Origin of the sequence: Pseudomonas sp. R37(2017) (genome assembly GCF_002113375.1) — a bacterium.
Lineage (GTDB): Bacteria > Pseudomonadota > Gammaproteobacteria > Pseudomonadales > Pseudomonadaceae > Aquipseudomonas.
The window spans coordinates 251,746-271,315 of the sequence record NZ_NEHO01000006.1 but is presented as its reverse complement, the minus strand read 5'-3'; the positions used below and the strand labels follow the sequence as shown (position 1 = coordinate 271,315).

Annotated in this window: 15 protein-coding genes; 6 read left to right on the top strand and 9 right to left on the bottom strand. The window is 62.2% G+C overall.

What is annotated here, in order from left to right:
- Positions 1–4 precede the first annotated feature (4 nt).
- From CAG47_RS13100 to CAG47_RS13065, 8 genes are all read right to left on the bottom strand, one after another.
- Entirely contained in the window at positions 5–2,104 is a 2,100-nt protein-coding gene (locus CAG47_RS13100) for an acetate--CoA ligase family protein (RefSeq protein WP_085725278.1), read from the bottom strand.
- Positions 2,105–2,122: 18 nt separating this feature from the next.
- Positions 2,123–3,283 (bottom strand): acyl-CoA dehydrogenase family protein, encoded by a 1,161-nt coding sequence (locus CAG47_RS13095; RefSeq protein WP_007981552.1) that lies wholly within the window; start codon positions 3,281–3,283, stop codon positions 2,123–2,125.
- Positions 3,284–3,324: 41 nt separating this feature from the next.
- Positions 3,325–4,116 (bottom strand): enoyl-CoA hydratase/isomerase family protein, encoded by a 792-nt coding sequence (locus CAG47_RS13090; protein ID WP_085725277.1) that lies wholly within the window; start codon positions 4,114–4,116, stop codon positions 3,325–3,327.
- 333 nt (positions 4,117–4,449) lie between these two features.
- The gene (locus CAG47_RS13085; RefSeq protein ID WP_085725276.1) at positions 4,450–5,874 is read right to left on the bottom strand and encodes an amino acid permease; all 1,425 of its coding nucleotides are present in this window, start codon (positions 5,872–5,874) and stop codon (positions 4,450–4,452) included.
- 208 nt (positions 5,875–6,082) lie between these two features.
- Positions 6,083–8,338, bottom strand: a complete 2,256-nt coding sequence (locus tag CAG47_RS13080; protein WP_085725275.1) for an ATP-binding protein — start codon at positions 8,336–8,338, stop codon at positions 6,083–6,085.
- Entirely contained in the window at positions 8,335–9,108 is a 774-nt protein-coding gene (locus CAG47_RS13075; RefSeq protein ID WP_085725274.1) for an ABC transporter substrate-binding protein, read from the bottom strand. The genes CAG47_RS13080 and CAG47_RS13075 overlap by 4 nt, the downstream gene beginning before the upstream one ends.
- A gap of 5 nt (positions 9,109–9,113) precedes the next feature.
- A complete protein-coding gene (locus tag CAG47_RS13070) occupies positions 9,114–9,830 on the bottom strand; it encodes a response regulator (RefSeq protein WP_085725273.1) in 717 nt (238 codons plus the stop codon).
- 92 nt (positions 9,831–9,922) lie between these two features.
- On the bottom strand, positions 9,923–10,570 hold the full coding sequence (locus tag CAG47_RS13065; RefSeq protein ID WP_085725272.1) for a TetR family transcriptional regulator C-terminal domain-containing protein: 648 nt from the start codon (positions 10,568–10,570) through the stop codon (positions 9,923–9,925).
- A gap of 324 nt (positions 10,571–10,894) precedes the next feature.
- Between CAG47_RS13065 and CAG47_RS13060 the strand changes: the two genes are divergently transcribed.
- The 3 genes from CAG47_RS13060 (at position 10,895) to CAG47_RS13050 (ending at position 14,534) form a co-directional block, all read left to right on the top strand.
- Entirely contained in the window at positions 10,895–11,554 is a 660-nt protein-coding gene (locus CAG47_RS13060) for a hypothetical protein (protein WP_143515842.1), read from the top strand.
- Positions 11,555–11,788: 234 nt separating this feature from the next.
- Positions 11,789–13,750 (top strand): FAD-dependent oxidoreductase, encoded by a 1,962-nt coding sequence (locus tag CAG47_RS13055; protein WP_085725270.1) that lies wholly within the window; start codon positions 11,789–11,791, stop codon positions 13,748–13,750.
- A gap of 190 nt (positions 13,751–13,940) precedes the next feature.
- On the top strand, positions 13,941–14,534 hold the full coding sequence (locus CAG47_RS13050; RefSeq protein WP_085725269.1) for a cupin domain-containing protein: 594 nt from the start codon (positions 13,941–13,943) through the stop codon (positions 14,532–14,534).
- Here CAG47_RS13050 and CAG47_RS13045 read toward each other — a convergent pair.
- Positions 14,531–15,463, bottom strand: coding sequence for a helix-turn-helix domain-containing protein (locus tag CAG47_RS13045; protein ID WP_085725268.1), 933 nt, complete (start codon positions 15,461–15,463; stop codon positions 14,531–14,533). The genes CAG47_RS13050 and CAG47_RS13045 overlap by 4 nt on opposite strands.
- Positions 15,464–15,625: 162 nt before the next feature.
- Here CAG47_RS13045 and CAG47_RS13040 point away from each other — a divergent pair, with 162 nt between their 5' ends.
- From CAG47_RS13040 to CAG47_RS13030, 3 genes are all read left to right on the top strand, one after another.
- Positions 15,626–16,984, top strand: a complete 1,359-nt coding sequence (locus CAG47_RS13040) for a glutamine synthetase family protein (RefSeq protein WP_085725267.1) — start codon at positions 15,626–15,628, stop codon at positions 16,982–16,984.
- 198 nt (positions 16,985–17,182) lie between these two features.
- Entirely contained in the window at positions 17,183–18,271 is a 1,089-nt protein-coding gene (locus tag CAG47_RS13035) for a polyamine ABC transporter substrate-binding protein (RefSeq protein WP_085725266.1), read from the top strand.
- Positions 18,268–19,569 carry an FAD-binding oxidoreductase gene (locus CAG47_RS13030; RefSeq protein ID WP_085725265.1) on the top strand — a complete coding sequence of 434 codons (1,302 nt, stop codon included), beginning with the start codon at positions 18,268–18,270 and terminating at the stop codon, positions 19,567–19,569. Before CAG47_RS13035 ends, CAG47_RS13030 begins: the two co-directional genes overlap by 4 nt.
- Position 19,570: the final 1 nt, after the last annotated feature.

The following is a 19,570-nucleotide window of genomic DNA, read 5'->3' as shown; positions in this document are numbered from 1 at the left end:
ATCCTCACGCATGGCCGAGGCGGATCAACGCATCGACCGCAGTCGTGCCATCGGCACCGACCAACAATGGGTTCACATCGAGCTCCAGCAACTGGGCAGCGTTTTCGCAGGCGTAATCGGCCACGGCACGGATCGCCGTCACCAGGGCGTCGAGGTCGGCGGATTCGCGGCCACGGAAACCTTGCAGCAACGGGGCACTGCGCAGACTGAGCAAGGCATTGCGGATGGCGCCGTCGGTGGTCGGCAGCAACAGGCTGCGACTGTCCTTGAGCAGCTCCACCAGAATGCCGCCGGCACCGATCACCAGGGCCAGGCCAAAATCGTTTTCCCGTTTGATACCAACGATCAACTCAGCCAGTGGCGGCCTGGCCATCGGTTCCAGCAACAGCTGGTCGAAAGCAACGCCCGGGGCGTAAGCGGCAATGCTGGCGCGCATCTTCTCCAGTGCGGCGCTCAATGCCGCGCCGTCCTTGAGGTTCAGCGCCACGGCGCCGGCCTCGGTCTTGTGCGGCAACCGGGCGCTGACCGCTTTCAATACCAGCGGGTAACCCAGTGATTCGGCGTCCTTCAGGGCCTGCTCCGGGCTACTCAAGACACCGTTCGGAACCGGCAGGCCAAAACCTTTCAACGCCTGCTTGGAATCCCATTCATTGAGCAAACGCCCCTCACCTTCCAGCGCTTGCGGGCATAGCGGGACCAGCGCCGATTCGCCCAGCGCCAACAACGCCTGGCGCTGGCGCTGATAACCGGCGATGCGGCCCCACGCGGCCAACCCGTCTTCAACGCCCTGCAACGCCGCGACACCTTGCGCGTGCAAACGCTCGCGAGCATGGGCCGGCAGCAATTCGGGGAACGCCGAGGTGACAAAACCGACCTTGCCGTGACGTTGCAACGCCGCGCAGTACAGCTCCAGCAGCAGGTCGCACTCCTTGCGCTCGCCGGTGAACTCCGATGGGTAGTCGAGCACCAGCATCGCCGCGTCGGCTTCAGTGCGCAGGGCACTGTCGAGCATGCGGTTCAAGGCTTCGCCGTCGCCCCAGATGGCCGTGGTGAAATCCAGCGGGTTGACCAGGTTGGCGTAGCTCGGCAGCACTTGCGCGAGTTCGCCGACTTGTCCTTGATCGAGTTTGGGCAGGCTCAGGTCGTTGCGTTCGGCATAGTCGGCAATCAGCCCGGCATCGCCGCCGGAACAGGCCAGCGCGACCAGGCTGTTGCCCGTCGGCAGGTTGCCGCAGGCAGCGGCTTTGAGGGTTTCGACAAAACTCACAGGGCCACTGACGCGAATCACCCCGAGGCGATCGAACAGTGCGTCGTACAGCGCATCGGAACCGGACAGCGAACTGGTGTGACTCAGGGCCAGCTCGGCACCGATCTGTGACACGCCGGTTTTCAGCGCGATGATCGGGATGCCCTTCTCCAGCGCCTTGTGTGCGGCACGAGCGAAACCCGGCACGTTTTTCAGGCCTTCCAGGTGCAGGCCGATCGCCGTGACGCGCGGCTCGTCGAGCAACACATCCATCAGTTCAGCCACGCCCAGTTGCGCCTGGTTTCCCACCGAGGCCATGTAGGCCACCGGCAGCGAGCGGTCGCTCATGGACAGGTTGTAGGCGAAGTTGCCGCTCTGGGTCAGCACCGCCACGCCCTTCTCCACCGCTTTGCCACCGTGGGCCACCGGCCACAGCGCAGAGCTGTGCAGGTAGTCGAGCAGGCCGTAGCAGTTGGGACCCAGCAAGGCCATGTCGCCAGCGGCCTTGAGCAGTTGCTGTTGCAGGGCCTGGCCTTCGGCGCCGGTCTCGGCGAAACCGGAGGCATAGCAGATCGCGCCGCCCGCGCCGATGGCAGCCAGTTCGGCAACGCAAGTCAGGGTGAGTTCACGGTTGGTGGCGATGAATACCGCGTCCGGCCCGCAAGGCAGCTCGGCCACGCTGCGCACGCACGGCACACCTTCGAGGTTGTCGTGCTGCGGATTGACCAGCCACATTTGCCCCTGGTAGCCGCCGTCGGCACAGCGCTTGAGCGCGCGAGCCATGCTGCGGCCACCGACGAACGCCACGTGCTGTGGCGCGAGCATGCGTTTGAGGTTGTCACGAATGGTATGGGACATGGGAATTCTCCAGGCCGATCAGCGCAACAGCGGCCGCAGCAGCTCGCGGGAAATGATGTGGCGCTGGATTTCCGAGGTGCCTTCCCAGATCCGTTCGATCCGCGCGTTACGCCAGATGCGCTCCACCGGACCTTCGTCCATCAGGCCCATGCCACCGAAGATCTGCACCGCTTCATCGGCGGTACGGCCGAGCACTTCACTGGCGAACAGCTTGGCCATGCCGGCCTCGCCATCGGTCATGGTGCCCTGATCCATTTTCCACGCGGTGTGCAGGGTCAGCAGTTCAGCGGCGCGGATTTGCGTGGCCATGTCGGCCAATTTGAACGACACGCCCTGGTAGGTGCCAATCGGCTGGCCGAACTGTTTGCGGTCCGCCGCCCATTGCAGCGACACATCCAGTGCGCGCTGGGCCTGACCGACGCAGTTGGCGGCGACCATCACCCGCCCGGCGGTCAGCCAGGCGTTGGCCACGTCCCAACCCTTGCCGACTTCACCCAGCACTTTGCTGGCCGGCACACGGCAGTCGTCGAAGAACATTTCGAAGGTGTGATAACCACGGTTGCTCACGCACTTCGGTCCACGGCGAATGGTCATGCCCGGCGTGTTGCGGTCGACCAGGAACGAAGTCACGGCGTTGCGCTTTTTGCCGTTGTGTTCGTAGGTGTCGGTGACGGCGAAGACAATGGCGAAGTCCGCATGGCCGGCGTGGCTGATGAAATGCTTGCTGCCGTTGAGAATGAAGTCGTCGCCTTCACGCACGGCGCGCGTCTTGATCGCATTGGCGTCGGAACCGGCACCCGGCTCGGTCAAGGCGAAGCAGTCGATCTTTTCACCCTGGATGCACGGCAAGAGGTAGTCGTTGATCTGGTCGCCGGTGCAGGCCATGAGGATTTTCGACGGCCGTGCGACAAACACGTGCAATGCCCAGGACACCTTGGACAGCTCTCGCTCGATCAATGCCTGGGACAGGTAATCCAGGCCACCGCCGCCCACTTCTTCGGGCATGTTGAAGGCGTAGAAACCGGCGGCAATCGCCTTGCCGCGAATCTGCGCCGCCAGCTCCGGGGACACTTCATCGGCGCGGTCGACTTGTTCTTCATAGGGCAGCAGTTCCTTCTCGACGAAGCTGCGTACCGAGTCCACCAACATTTCTTGTTCTTGGGTCAGTTGGAAATTCATGGTGCTACCTGTTGTTCGTGTGCTGAAAGAGGTGTGGGAAATCAACGTCCGATGAAATGCGCCGGGCGCTTTTCCATGGCGGCGCGCAGGGCCTCATTGCCGTCTTCGCTGCGACCGCACAACAGGCCGGCGGCGAGTTCGGCTTGCAGTTGTTCGGCCAGGCTGCGCTCGGCGCCTTCACGCATGAGCCTTTTGGTCTGGGCGAAGGCGAAGGTCGGGCCGGCGGCCAGGCGTGCGGCCAGTTCGCTGGTAACGCTCAGCAGTTGCTCGTCGGCGCACACTTCGCCCACCAGCCCGGCGGCCAGGGCACGGTCGGCGCCCCACAGTTCGTCGAGGAACAGCAGGCGCTTGGCCTGTTCGCTGCCGATCAAACGCGGCAGGTGCCAACTGGCGCCGGCGTCCGGCGAGTAGGCCATGCTGGTGTAGCCGGCCTTGAAGCGCGTCGATTGCCCGGCGATGCGCAGGTCGCAGCACAGGGTCAAGTCCATCCCGGCACCGACGGCGGTGCCGTTGATGGCGGCGATGGTCGGTTTGTCCAGGCTGTGCAGGCGGGACATCAGCGCGTGGGCGGTTTCGGTCCAGCCGTAGGTTTCCAGCGCGCCCCGGGCTTCGGCATCGGCCCATTCATCGAGGTCGGCACCGGCGCAGAAGCTGCGTCCGCTACCGGTCAACACCACCACGCGCACCGCCGGATCGGCGTTGAAACCGTCGAGCAAGGCGTGCAGGTTTTTCAGCGTCGGAATGTCCAGTGCGTTGCGCTGGGCAACGCGATTGAGGGTGATCCAGGCAACGCCTGCTTCGACCTGGCTGAGCAGCGACGATTGAGTGGTCATGGGTATCCTCGAATTGTTGTGATGGGTCTGAGGTGACGCGACTTGAGGCCATACTAAACGAGTGTTCAGTAAGGCGGCAATTGGCGGAGAAATGCGCTGTAACAAGCACAACATCTCGATAACCAATTGGTTTTATTGATTTTTTTCTTGATTCGCGAGAGCAGTCCATGGACGCTGTTACAACTTCGAACAACTGCCCACAGAGCACCGTAAAACGCCTGTGGGAGCGAGCCTGCTCGCGAAGACGGCGTCACATCCAACATCTCTGTTGATTGACACACCGCCTTCGCGAGCAGGCTCGCTCCCACAGGGGGAAGTGCTTACTGGAAGGTATTACGTCGTCGGCAAGCTCGGCGCCAACACGCCCTGGCGCTTGCGGTGAATCAGGAAGTACGCGCCATAACACAGCGCAATGAATCCAAAGCCCCAATACAGCGACGGACGCTGGGTTTCATCCAGGGCCAGGAACACGAACAACGAACTGCACAGCGTGATGCACATCAGCGGCAGTACCGGGAACCACGGCGCGCGGTATTTCAGGTCGCCGAGTTTGCCGCCATCGCGCAGGTACGCCTTGCGGAACTTGTATTGCGCCAGGGCTATGACAATCCAGGTCACGGTGCCGGACATGCCGCTCACCGCCATCAGCACCATGAACAAGGTGTCGGCGGCGACGAAGCTGGTCATCAGCGACACCAGCGCGAAGCACAAGGTGATGCACAAGGCACGCAACGGCACGCCACGCTTGCTCAGCGGCGACAGGCTTTTCGGCGCCATGCCGGTTTTCGACATCGCCCACAGAATGCGCGTCGAGGCGTACAGGCCGGAGTTGCCCACCGACAGGATCGCGGTAAGGATCACGAAGTTCATCAGGTCAGCGGCGTAAGGTATGCCGACCATGTCGAACACCTGCACGAACGGACTTTCCATCAGCCCCGCCTGCTGCCAGGGCACGATGGCCGACAGCACGACAATCGCCAGCACGTAGAAGATCAGCACGCGGAACACCACGTTGCGCACGGCGCGGGGGATGCTCTTTTCCGGCTGATCGGTTTCACCGGCCGCCACGCCCATGATCTCGCAACCCTGGAACGCGTAGACCACGGTCATCATCACCGCGAACACTGCCGACAGACCGTTGGGGAACAGCGAATCGCCAATCAGGTTGGTTGCCATCGGTGCCGGTGCGCCGCTGCTCAAAGGCATCACCCCGAAGATCACCAGCACGCCGACCACGATGAAACCGAGAATGGCCGCGACCTTGATCCCCGAGAACCAGTATTCGGCTTCACCGAAAGCGCGGGTCGCCAGGGCATTGATGCCGAACAGCACCACCACGAACAGCGCCGACCAGTACCAGATCGGCACCGTCGGAAACCAGCGCGTCATCAGCATGCCGGCGGCGGTGAATTCCAGGCCGACGGTGGTGGCCCAGCTCATCCAGTACACCCAGCCGATCATGAACCCGGTGGCCGGGCCGATGTATTTGCTGGCGTGGGTCTGGAACGAACCGGACACCGGCATCTGCACCGACAGTTCGCCCAGGCAGACCATCACCAGGTACATCAGGAAACCCGCGACCAGGTAAGCCAGGATCGCCCCGACCGGGCCGCCCTGATTGATGGTCACGCCGGAGCCCATGAACAGCCCGGTGCCGATGACGCCGCCCAGGGACAGCATGAAAATGTGCCGGCTCTTGAGGGCGCGGGTCAGCTGGATGCCTTTTTGACCCGTGCTGCGATCAGTGTTTTCGCTCATGTCGGCACCTCAGCAGTCGGTGAGGTGTGCAGCGCGTGACAGGACGTCACTGCGCAGGGAGGGATCAGCTTTACGGCAATTCATTATTATTATCTCCAATAAGCGTCGAAGACCGCGCTGCGGCGGTTGCGTCGATTATTGGAAAGCCATGTAAGTTCGCGTTGACCGTAAAGATCGAAGTTGTACAAAGTCGTAACAAACTTGTACGTCAGCTCTGCAACAGGCCTTTGAGGGTCGTCAGCGCGTGCTGCAATTGCTCATCCAACACGCAATTCATGCACCGGATCGCCGATTCATCGTTTGCCAACGCCAAAGTCTCCAGCGCCCTTAACGTGGCGGCCAGGGCACGAAAGCCCAGGGAATCGCAGCTGCCGGCCAGGCGATGCGCCAGTTGCGCGACCTCGGTGCAGTCTTCGGCGGCCATGGCTTCATGCAGCGCATCACGGTGCTGAACAATCGAGTCGCGCAGCACCGCCAGCAGGCCCTGGACCTTTTGCTCGCCGAGCAGATTGCGATGGGTCTGCAACAACGACCAGTCCATGGTTTCATCGCTCAGCAGCGACTCGACGACGGGCACTTGCCCTTCCAATACCTGGCGCAGGTTTTCCAGCTTCAAGGGCTTGGCCAGGACACCGTCCATGCCGGCCTCCAGATACCCACGCACCAGTGCCGGCTGTACGCTGGCGGTCAGGGCAAAGATGCGGGTGTGGCGATTGGGCCCGTCGCCGCTGCGGATCCTTCGGCATAATTCGACACCGCTGATGCCCGGCAGATGCACATCCAGCAACAGCAGGTCGAACACCTGCGCCGCGCACTGCTCCAGCGCCTGTTGCGCCTCTTCGGCCAGCCACACCCGATGGCCGTCCCGTTGCAGTAACCCCCTGGCCACGTCGCGGTTGAGCGCCACGTCCTCGACCACCAGGATGTTCAGTGCCGGCCCCGGCGCCCGCACCGGCTCCGCCTCGACCACGCCGCTGGCCGGCTGCAAGGCCAGCTCGAACCAGAAGCAGCTGCCGCGCCCCACCTCACTGTCCACGCCGATGCAACCGCCCATCTGTTCCACCAGATGTTTGCAGATCGCCAACCCCAATCCGGTGCCGCCAAAACGCTGGGCGACTTCTTCGCTGGCCTGGGTGAAGCGCTCGAAAATCTTTGCCTGCATGGCCGGGGCGATGCCGATGCCGTCGTCAGTGACACTGACCCGCAGGCGCTGTCCGTTCTGTTCGTTTGCTTCGCTGAGAAGCGTCACTTCGACGCTGACTTCGCCGCCCTCGGTGAACTTGATCGCGTTGGCCAGCAGGTTGCTCAGCACCTGGCGCAGGAACTGTTCGGCGCCGTGGTGATGTTCGGCAATGCGCTGATCGACCCGGCAACCGAGGATCGTGTCGTTGTTCAGCGCTCGCGGCTCCAGCAGTGTCAGCACCTCATCGAGCAATTGGCGCAGCGAGAAATCCACCGGCTCGGGGTGGCTGACGCCCTCCTCCAGCTTGGCGAAATACAGGACTTCGTTGAGGATCGTCAGCAAGCCTTCGCCGGCCTTGTGCAAGGCATCCAGGCGCTTGCCGTCCTGGGCATCCAGACGCGCGCCGCGCAACAGTTCGGCCATGCCGAGGATGCCATTGAGGGGCGTGCGCAGTTCATGGCTCATGGTTGCCAGGAACCGTGATTTGGCGAGGTTGGCCGCTTCCGCTTCGTCTTTGGCGCGCATCAGGCTGGCGGTCCGTCGTTCGACCATTTTCAGCAGCTCGTCGCGGTTGTCCTGCAAGGCCAGGCGATCGGTTTCCCGACGCTCGATGTCCCGCAGGATCGCCCGGCGCATGTCATCCAGCGCATGGGCCACGGTGTCGATTTCATCATTGCCGCGACGCTTGTCCAGATCCAGGGGTTCGTGCCATTCACCGGCGGCGATGCGCCGGGCAAACTCGGCCATGACTTTCAGGTGGCGGGTCACCAGTCGATAAAACAGCCCGGACAACGCCACGGCCAGGCCGCAGAGAAACACCGCCATCCACAACAGGCTGGTCAATCCGGTGGCGTAGAGACGCTGATACACCGCCCCCAGATCGGTGCTCACTTCCAGTTCGCCAAGGCGGCGCAACGGGCCGGACGGTGGCTGATAGTCCAGGGCGAACCGCTCGATGCGCAGCGGTCCGAGCGGCTCGGGATTGCCCTGCAACAGATTGAAATCGGCGCTGGTCAAGCGCACCCGGGCGACGTCGGAAAAATCAACCAGGCCGCGCAACTGCACGTTCAGCTGGTCCTGGTTCAAGTCCCAGAGGCTGCGCTCCAGGCTGGCCAGATAGCCGGCGCGGATCAGTTCCATGCGCGAATCGATGTCGCGCATTTCCCGCCGGTACTCGATGTACAGTTGCACGCTGCTGGCCAGCACGGTGAAGCACAGGCTGAACAACAGAATGAACAGCAGCAGGCGCCGCAACAGTCCGCCGGAACGGGCGCGAATCATTGCGCATCCGCCGGCAGGTTGATCATGTCGCGGTAGGTCACCTCACTCTCGTTGAGCCAGCGCTCGATGTCACCGGCTTCGACCATGCGCTGCAACTGTGCATTGATCTCTGGCATGCGGGTGGCCAGGAACGAGCGCCGCGACACGGCGACCCGCAGGTAGTCCACACTCAATGCCTTGGGCAAGGCGACGATGTCCTGGCCACCGGGCAGGTTTTCCAGGTACAACTGGCCGGTACGCCGCTCCTGGGTGATGAAATCGATACGCCCGCGAATCAGCTTGCCGAAGTTCTGGTGGCTGTCGGAAACCCACTCGATATTGTTGTTGCGCGCGACCATGCGATCGAACTCCACGCCGTAGCTCTCACCGAACAACAGGCCACCGCGGTAATGGGCCAGGTCGTCCAGCCGTTCGAATGTCACCGGGTGCTGACGGTTGATGAACAGCGCCACTTCTTCGCGCAACACCGGCACCGTCGAAAACAACATGCTCTGCTCCCGTTGCGCGGTGCTGTAGGCCAGCACGACATCGACCCGGCCTTCGGCGGCGTCCAGCAGGCAGCGTTTCCAGTTGCCCAGCACCACGATCTCGACCTCGTAACCCAACTCACTGAACAAATTCTTCACCACGCTCGGCGCCAGGCCTCGCACTTGCTTGCCGTCGCTCCAGGAGATCGGCGGGTACACCGGGTAATCGCAATAGCGAACCTTGTCCGCCGCGGCGGCATGGCCGGCCACCAGCATCGCCAGCAGGCAAAGCCATCGAGTCATCGGCTTCAGATCGCCACACCCGCGGTGAACAGATAACCGGCGCCGTGAATGGTGATGATCAACTGTGGCTCGGCCGGGTCGTCGTGCAACTTGCGGCGCAGGCGCCCCACCAGTACGTCGATGGAGCGGTCGTTGGGCACCCATTCGCGATTGCGGATCTGGTCCATCAACTGGTCGCGGCTGAGGGTGTGGCCGCTGTTGCGCAGGAACACGCTGAGCAACTGGTACTCACCATGGGTCAACAGGGTTTCGCTGCCGGCTGGATCGATCAGGCGTCGGCGGTCGGTGTCCAGCGCCCAGTCGGCGAACTGCTTGACCGGTTTGGCCACCGCGACGGCAGTCTGCGGCGTTTGCGCATGACGGACCCGGCGAATCAGGTTTTTCGCCCGAGACACCAGTTCCCGTGGATTGAGAGGCTTGATCACATAGTCATCGGCGCCGCATTCAAGGCCGACGATGCGGTCGATTTCGTCGTTGCGCCCGGTGATCAGGATGATCCCGACTTCCGAGCGCACCCTCAGCTCGCGGGTCAGGGTCAGGCCGTCCTTGCCCGGCAGGCGGATGTCGAGCATCACCAGGTCCACGGTCTGGCTGGCCAGGAAGGTTTCCGCCAGTTCCGCCGTGGCGGCACAATGGACGTCGTAGCCTTCCTGGGACAGGTAGGCATGCAGCAGATCGCGAATCAGCGGATCGTCATCGACGATCAATACCCGAGGAGTCATCGCTTGGTGTCCGGCATAGGCCCGAAGGCCAGTTTCTTATTAGAGTGTTTTCCTGCATCGGCGCCAGAGAGTATCCATTGCTGAACGACTGATCAACAGTCGCTCGTCCGCACGCAAAAACGCTGGCGTCCGCCGGCCTGCAAACCATCGACCCAGGCCTCGCAAATCTGGATGCCCTGCTCCGGGGTAAAGGTGTCGGGGTTGAGCCCGGACTCCAGCCACAAACCGTCGAGCAATGCGCTGAGGCTGATGGCGGCGAGGTCGGCATCGAAGTGTTCCCAGCCCTCCTCCTGGGCCAGTTGCGCCAGCACCTTGCGCAGGATGCCGCGATACTCGCCATAGGAATGATCGTGAACCTGATTGATGGCCTGGGCAGTTTTCACCGCGCCCCAGAACGCCAGCCACGCATCGATCAGTTGCGGGTCCAGCAGTTCGGCGGAAAACGAACCACGGAAAAACGCCGACAAGCGCTCCCGGGCATTCGGTGCGGCTTGGTCCATGGCGTCGCGCAGCAGGGTCATGACCCGCCCGGTGATCGCCATGTAGGCCTCGGCCACCAGTTCGTCCTTACCGGAATAGTGATGGCTGATCAGCCCCACCGAAACGCCGGCCTCGGCGGAAATCTTGCGGATCGACGCGCCCTGGAAGCCGTGACGCTTGAGGCACACCAGCGTCGCCTCGATCAGGTTGGCTTTGCGCAACTCCGGTTCCATGCGGGAAAAACGGGCTTCCTGATTCATGGGCGACACGCTCCTTGGTTCAATCGTTCAGGCCCGCGCAGGCAAGCGTTGGGCTGAACGACTGTACAGCAAGAGCGGGCCATTTCTCCAGTCGGGTTTAAGTCCGGGAGCCGGGGCGCGCCCATCGCGAGCTTGCTCGCTCCTACAGGGAATTGAGTCGTTCGCAGATCTTGCGTACACCCGTTAACCCTGTGGGAGCGAGCTTGCTCGCGATAGCGTCAGCCCATACAACACAAAATCCTGATCAGTCGCGTTACCCCCGCTTCAGCATCCTCATCATGGTGACGCGAGAAATTCACTTGCGGGGTTTGGAACGACTGTAGGTTGATTTCCTCCTATTCTGGAAAGACCGGCACGTGGGAAAAAACCTCCATGATTGGCTCCTTTCGTTCACCCCAAGCCCTCTTTCTTGCATTACTGGCTGCATTCGATGCACAGGCGCAGCCTGGTGACACGCCGGCGCAAGTGGATCGAATCATCCGCCCGATGCAACCTGTCTGGTTGCTCGAGCAACCTTTTGCCAATAACCCTTTGCTGACTGCGCGCACATTCGGCGACAGCGCTTACGGTGAATACCACGTCAAGGCCACTCTGCAGATCAGTTGCCACTCTCAAACTCACGGCGCCAGTGTGACGCTGCAAATCGCACCGCGCTCCCTGGGCTTTCACAGCGATCCATTCGAAGGTCCGGATGCCGCTGCCAACGGGCCCATGCATATCACGATGGGAAACCGCCCGACCCTCGAACTGCGGGTATCCGGTTTTTGGACGTCGGCCGGGGCATTCCAGGTCGGTTCCATTTTTGCGATCCAAACTCACATCCCACGGGATGAGTTGGCCTATTTGGCAAGCGATGCTTCACGCAACCAGCCGTTGAAACTGTCGTTGGTCCCGGCAAAGGCAGGCGCCAAGCCCTTGACCGCCGAGTTCTCATTGCCGCAAAGCAATGACGGACTCAAGCAGGTCATCCAGCCTTGTCTGTGAACGGTCCGATTGCCAAAAAGTAAATAAATATATTGATTTTTTACTGAGGGTAAATTTTATAGTCAAACAATAATACCTCTGTAGGAGCGAGTGCCCGCTTGCGGCATGCTCGCGATGGACCTGAGAACACCGCTGGGTGTCAGGCTTCCAGCGTTATCGTTAGCGACCATCGCGAGCATGCCGCAAGCGGGCACTCGCTCCTACACAGGTCAGCCTGCCTGGAGTACCCGCACCATGCCGACCCCGAAGCTCGCCTTCGCACACCTGTTCGAACCCCTGGAGATCCGTGGCAAGCGCCTGAAAAACCGCATCATGTCCAGCGGACACGACACGTCGATGCCCACCGACAACCTGGTCAATGAGCAATTGATCGCCTATCACCGGGCGCGTGCCGAGGGCGGTGCCGGTCTGATCGTGCTGCAAGTGGCCGGCGTGCACGACAGCGCTCGCTACACCTCTCACGTGCTGATGGCCACCGACGATGCGTGCATCGAGGGTTACCGCAAACTGGCGCAAACCTGCCATGCCCACGGCACCGTGGTGTTGTCCCAGGTGTTCCATCCAGGGCGGGAAATCATGGAATCGAGCGATGGCCTGTTGGCGGTGGCCTACTCCGCCTCGTCGGTGCCCAACGAACGCTTCCGGGTAATGCCCCGCGCGCTGGATCAGGCAATGATCGACGAGATCGTCGACGGATATGCCGCTGCCGCCCGGCGCTTGCATCAGGCCGGGATCGACGGCGTCGAGGTCGTGGCCAGCCACGGCTACCTGCCGGCGCAGTTCATCAATCCGCGCGTCAACCGACGTACCGATGGCTATAACGGTGGGCTGGAGCATCGTTTGCGATTTCTGCGCGAGGTCATCGACGCCGTGCGCGCGGCGACCGACGAGCAGTTCATCGTCGGCCTGCGCATATCCGCCGACGAACGCGACCCGCAAGGCCTGACCGAAGACGAGTCCCTGGCCACCGTGCAGTCGCTGCAGGCGCAGCTCGATTACGTGCACATCGTCGCCGGCACCTCGGCATCCCTGGGCGGCGCGGTGCATATCGTGCCGCCGATGGCGATCGAAGCGGCGTACCTGGCCAGGGAAGCCGGGACATTCAAGGCCAGTCTGGACATTCCGCTGTTCGTCACCGGGCGCATCAACCAACCCCAGGAGGCCGAGCTGATTCTGGCTCGCGGCCAGGCCGATGTGTGTGGCATGACCCGGGCGCTGATCTGCGATCCGCAAATGCCCAACAAGACCGACACCGGCCGCGTCGAAGACGTGCGGGCGTGCATTGCCTGCAACCAGGCCTGCATCGGCCACTTCCACAAGGGCTTGCCGATTTCCTGTATCCAGCACCCGGAAACCGGGCGTGAGCTGATCTTCGGCGAACGCCGACAAGCGCCACGGCGCAAACGCATCATGATTGCCGGCGGTGGCCCGGCCGGGATGAAAGCCGCCGCCGTCGCGGCCCAGCGCGGACATGACGTGACCCTGTACGAAGCCAGTTCGCAACTGGGCGGTCAGGTATTGCTTGCGCAGTTGCTGCCACGGCGCAGCGAATTCGGCGGTGCCAGCACCAACCTGCAACGGGAAATGCAACTGGCCGGCGTGCGCGTAGTGCGCAATACCCGGGTCGACCGCGCACTGGTGGAGCAGGAAAAACCCGACATGGTGATCGTCGCTACCGGTGCCGAGCCGTACTGGCCGGCCTTCGAGCGCGGCGGTGAATTGCAGGTGGTGGATGCCTGGCAGGTGTTGCGCGACGAAGTACGGATCGGCCGTTCGGTGGTGGTGGTCGACTGGCGCTGCGACTGGATCGGCCCCGGCATCGCCGAGCGTCTGGTGCGTGCCGGGCACCAGGTGCAACTGGCAGTCAACGGCACCCATTGCGGGGAAAACCTGCCGCTGTACGTGCGCGATCAACTGGCCGGCGAGTTGCACAGACTGGGGGTGCCGATCACGCCGTACGCGCGGCTGTATGGCTGCGACGACAATACGGTCTACCTGCAACACACCGCCAGCGGCGAGCCAATGCTGATGGAGAACATCGACACCCTGGTGCTGTGCCAGGGGCACCAAGCGCTCGATACCCTGGGTGCCGAGTTGCAAGGACGGGTGGAGTTTCGCCGCATCGGCGACTGCCTGGCGCCGCGCACCGCCGAAGAAGCGATTTATGAAGGCCTGAAAGTCGCGTGGGAGCTTTAAGGCTGTTTATACTCCGGGACTTTTACGGCTGAAACGGTCTCTGTAGGAGCGAGTGCCCGCTTGCGGCATGCTCGCGATGGAGGATCAGACTCCTCGGGGTGTCAGGCCGCCAGCGTTATCGTTGACGACCATCGCGAGCATGCTCGCTCCTACAGGGATTTGTGCCACTCCTCCCGGTTCGGAATTTTCCATGAGCAACAGCAAATCACAGCCCGCAACCGGCAACGCCGAACCGCACTTCCTCGGCACGCGCATTCGCGGCCTGCGCAAACGTCGCGGCATGACCCTGGCGGAACTGGCGCAACAGAGCGAACTCACCGCCGGCTACATCAGCCAGTTGGAACGCAACCTCGCTTATCCGTCGATCCCGGCGCTGTTCAACATTGCCCGCAGCCTCGGCGTCACCATCCAGTGGTTCTTCGCCAGTGAAGCGGTCACCGCGCCTGAAGACGACGGTGTCGTGGTACGCAAGCACAGCCGCCTGAACGTGCATTACGAGGACGGCATCGTCGACCAGTTGCTGACCCCGCAAGCCAATCGCCAACTGGAAATGCTCCACTCGCGTTTCCCGCCCGGCACCTACAGCCAGCAAAGCTACAGCCACGACGGTGAAGAAGCCGGCTACCTGCTGTCCGGCAGTTTCGAACTGTGGGTCGGCGAACGCCATTTCCAGCTCAATGAAGGCGACAGCTTCAGCTTTTCCAGCCAGGAGCCGCACCGCTACGGCAATCCCGGCGAGGTGGATGCGGTGGTGATCTGGGTGATTACGCCGCCGACGTTTTAACGTCGGCCGCGCCCGGTTGGCGGCGAGACGCTCGCACGCTTGAGGGTGTCGCTGGGCAACTCCTTGAACAGCGCGCGATAGCTGCTGGAGAATCGCCCCAGGTGCCAGAACGACCAGTGCATGGCCACTTCCGCCACGGTGGTTTGCGTCGGCGTGCGGCTGAGCAATTCGCGGCGGGCGCTGTTGAGCCGGCGCAGGCGCAACCATTGGGTTGGCGCCATGCCAGTGTAGGTCTTGAACGCATGCTGCAACTGGCGCAGTGAAACCCCGGCAACCTGGGACAGTTCCAGCAGGTTGAGGTGTTCTTCCGGAGTGTCCGCGGCCCATTCCCCTACCCGCTTCATGATCGCCCGCTCCCCGGCCCGACGCTGCAATGCGCTTTGGTCGAGACCGACACAGGCGTTGTCGAGGATGAACAGGCAGTCTTCCAGCAATTGCTGGGTCAGCGCTTCGCGGCTCGGTGGATCGAAGGTCTGCGACAACCGCGTCAAGGTCCCGCTGAGCCAACGGCAGAACAGCGCGTTCTGCTGGGAATTGAGCGGCGCCATGAACAGCCCTTCGAGCCGGGCGATATCCAGACTGTGACGCTTGACGAACTCCGGCCCGAACACCACGGCGATTTCCTGGTAGTTCTCCGGGGTGATCCAGATATTGCGGCTTTCGCCATTCAACACGTACAGCGCGTTGTCGCCACGATCGAAACAGAACGACAACGAGCCCTGGGGCGCGCTGAAGTTCTGCTCGACCCGAGTGTTCATCGACTCTTCGTAAATCTCCACCCCCTGCAGATCCAGATAACGCACCAGGCCTGCGAAATGCCCCGGCGACATCTGCTGGTAATGCTGGGTCCAGCCCGGTGTGGCGCGGATTTGCTCGGCGACATCGGCGGTGTTGAAGGCTTGGACCTGGAGGGAATTGCAACCTGTCATGGGGTGACCTTACGCACTCTTTTGGTGCGCTTTGTGCTGCTTAAAGTGGATAGATGGAACCGCAAGGCTCGCCCAAGATAGACCTCAACGCGCTACAGGGGAAGTGTCCGGCGGATGAAACCGGTCTCTCCTGGCGTTAATAAAACCAATAACGAGGTCTTTATGAATGTCCCTTTCGATCAGCTGTTCACTTGGCTGAAAGATCACAAGATTACCGAAGTCGAGTGCGTCGTCAGCGACCTGACCGGCATTGCACGCGGCAAAATTGCACCGACCAACAAGTTCCTGCATGAGCGAGGCATGCGCCTGCCGGAAAGTGTCCTTCTGCAAACGGTAACCGGGGACTTCGTCGACGACGACATCTACTACGACCTGCTCGACCCGGCCGATATCGACATGGTCTGCAAGCCGGATGCCGACGCCATCTACGTGGTGCCATGGGCCATCGAGCCGACCGCCATCGTGATCCACGATACCTTCGACAAATTCGGCAACCCGATCGAACTGTCGCCGCGCAACGTGTTGAAGAAAGTCCTGCAGTTGTACACCGACAAAGGCTGGCGGCCGATTGTCGCGCCGGAAATGGAGTTCTACCTGACCCAGCGCTGCGAAGACCCGGACCTGCCGCTCAAGGCTCCGATGGGCCGTTCGGGCCGTGCCGAAAGCGGTCGCCAGTCGTTCTCCATCGACGCGGCCAACGAATTCGATCCGCTGTTCGAAGACGTCTACGACTGGTGCGAACTGCAAGGTCTGGACCTCGACACGTTGATCCACGAAGACGGCCCGGCGCAGATGGAAATCAACTTCCGCCATGGCAACGCACTGGACCTGGCCGACCAGATCACCGTGTTCAAGCGCACCATGCGTGAAGCGGCGCTCAAGCACGACGTGGCGGCGACCTTCATGGCCAAGCCGGTCGGCGACGAGCCAGGCAGTGCCATGCACATTCACCAGAGCGTGGTGGACATTGCCACCGGCCAGCCGATCTTTGCCGATGCCGATGGCAACATGAGCGAGCTGTTCCTGCATCACATCGGCGGCTTGCAGAAGTACATCCCGAAAGTGCTGCCGATGTTCGCGCCGAACGTCAACTCGTTCCGTCGCTTCCTGCCGGACACCTCGGCACCGGTGAACGTCGAATGGGGCGAAGAAAACCGCACCGTCGGCCTGCGCGTGCCGACTTCCAGCCCGGACGCCATGCGCGTGGAAAACCGTCTGCCGGGCGCCGACGCCAACCCGTACCTGGCCATCGCCGCCAGCCTGCTTTGCGGTTACCTAGGCATGGTCGAGCGCATCGAGCCGAGCGCCGCGGTACAAGGTCGCGCCTATGAGCGTCGCAATCTGCGCCTGCCGATCACCATCGAGGACGCCCTGACCCAGATGGAAGAAAGCGACACCATCAGCCGTTATCTGGGCAGCAAGTTCGTACGGGGCTATGTCGCGGTCAAACGCGCCGAGCACGAGAACTTCAAGCGGGTCATCAGTTCGTGGGAGCGTGAGTTCCTGATGCTCAGCGTCTGAAACCCTCGCTCTCGCATGGGATCACACATCCCCTGTGGGAGCGGGCTTGCCCGCGATGAGGCCATAACATTCAACATCACCATTGATTGACAGGCCGCCATCGTCGGATCGCCGCCCGGAGCAAGCCCTCTCCCACAGGAGGAGAGTGAACACCAAAGAATCACCTGAAGAATCCAATAATTCCAAGAAGGTATCGATATGCGTCTATTGAAATCCATGGCCCCGGTCGCGCTGGCAGCGATGTTCAGCGCCGCAGTACAGGCTCAACCACAGGTCAGCGTCTACAACTGGACCGACTATATCGGCGAAACCACCCTCGCCGACTTCCAGGCCAAGACCGGGATCAAGGTGATCTACGACGTATTCGATTCCAACGAAACCCTGGAAGGCAAGCTGCTTGCCGGGCGTACCGGGTATGACGTGGTGGTGCCGTCCAACCACTTCCTCGCTCGCCAGGTAAAGGCCGGCGCGTTCCTCAAGCTCGATCGCGAGCAACTGCCGAGCTTCAAGAACCTCGACCCGAAACTGCTGACGCTGCTGGAGAAAAACGATCCGGGCAACTCGCACTCGGTGCCATACCTGTGGGGCACCAACGGCATCGGCTATAACGTCGACAAGGTCAAGGCGGTGCTGGGCATCGACAAGATCGACTCCTGGGCCGTGCTGTTCGAACCGGAAAACATCAAGAAACTCAGCGCCTGCGGCGTGTCGATGATGGACTCGGCGGACGAAGTGTTCCCGGCAATGCTCAACTACATGGGCATGGACCCGCGCAGCGAAAGCCCCGAGGACTACAAGAAGGCCGAAGCCAAGTTGCTGGAGATCCGTCCTTACGTCACTTACTTCCATTCCTCCAAGTACGTCTCGGACCTGGCCAACGGCGACATCTGCGTGGCGTTCGGTTATTCGGGCGACGTGTTCCAGGCCGCCAACCGCGCCAAGGAAGCCAAGAACGGCGTGAACATCGCCTATGCCATTCCCAAGGAAGGCGCCAACCTGTGGTTCGACCTGCTGGCCATCCCCGCCGACGCCAGCAATCCAAAGGAAGCCCACGCCTTCATCAACTACCTGCTGGACCCGCAGGTGATCGCCAAGGTCAGTGCGTCGGTCGGCTACGCCAACCCGAACCCGGCCGCCAAGCAGTACATGGACCCTGAGCTGGTCAGCAACCCAGAGGTATATCCGTCCCAGGAAGTCCTCGACAAACTCTACATCTCCACCACGCCGCCGCAGTCGATCATGCGCCTGATGACCCGCTCGTGGAGCAAAGTGAAGTCCAACAAATGAATCAGTACACCAAGGAACATACCCACTCTTATTACGCGGCGTCCGCCAAGGGCATGAGACAGCGCCCCGCGCTGGCCTCGGACCTTGAGGCCGATGTCTGCGTGGTCGGCGCGGGTTTCACCGGCATCAACACCGCTATCGAGCTGGCCCAGCGCGGGCTCTCGGTGGTCCTGCTGGAGGCCCGGCGGATCGGCTGGGGCGCCAGCGGGCGCAACGGCGGCCAGTTGATTCGCGGCATCGGCCACGACGTCAGTGGTTTTGCCAAACACATCGGCGCCGAGGGCGTGCAGTACCTTGAGTTCGCCGGGACCGAGTCGGTGCAAGTGGTGGCCAATCGCATCCGCGAACACGGCATTGATTGCGACCTGCGCTGGGGCTTCTGCGAGCTGGCCAACACCGCCGCACACTTCGCCGGGTTGAAGGCCGAGCACGCCGAACTGCTTGAGTCCGGTTATGCCCATGAAACCCGCTTGATCGAACCAGGCCAGATCCGTGAGCAGGTGGTGAACTCCGGCGTATATGCCGGCGGTCTGGTGGACATGGGCTCGGGTCATTTGCATCCGCTGAACCTGGCACTGGGCGAAGCGCAAGTCGCCGAGTCCCTTGGCGTGCAGATCTTCGAGCAAAGCCCGGTGCTGGAGCTGATCCACGGCAGTACCGTGCAAGTGCGCTGCGCCGGTGGCACCGTGCGTGCCGGTACGTTGGTGCTCGCTTGCAATGCCCACCTGGAAGAGCTGGAACCGAAGCTCAGCGGCAAGGTGCTTCCGGCAGGCAGCTATATCATCGCCACCGAACCCTTGTCGCAAGACGCCGCCCGGCAACTGATCCCTCACAATGTCGCGCTGTGCGACCAGAAAGTCGGACTTGATTACTACCGGCTCTCGGCGGATCGGCGCCTGTTGTTCGGCGGTGCCTGTCATTACTCCGGGCGCGACCCGGCGGACATCGCGGCCTACATGCGCCCGCAAATGCTCAAGGTGTTCCCGCAACTGGCCGATGCGCGCATCGACTATCAGTGGGGCGGCATGATCGGCATCTCGGCCAACCGCTTCCCCCAGGTCGGGCGTCTGAGCCAGCACCCCAACGTGTACTACGCCCAGGGCTACTCCGGCCATGGCCTGAACGTCACCCACTGGTGCGCCAAGTTGTTGGGCGAAGCGATCCATGCCGGACACAGCAAAGGCTTCGACGTGTTCAGCGCCGTGCCGCACATGACCTTCCCCGGCGGACGCGCCCTGCGCTCGCCGTTGCTGGCCCTTGGCATGTTCTGGTATCGGATGCGGGAAATGCTGGGTTGAC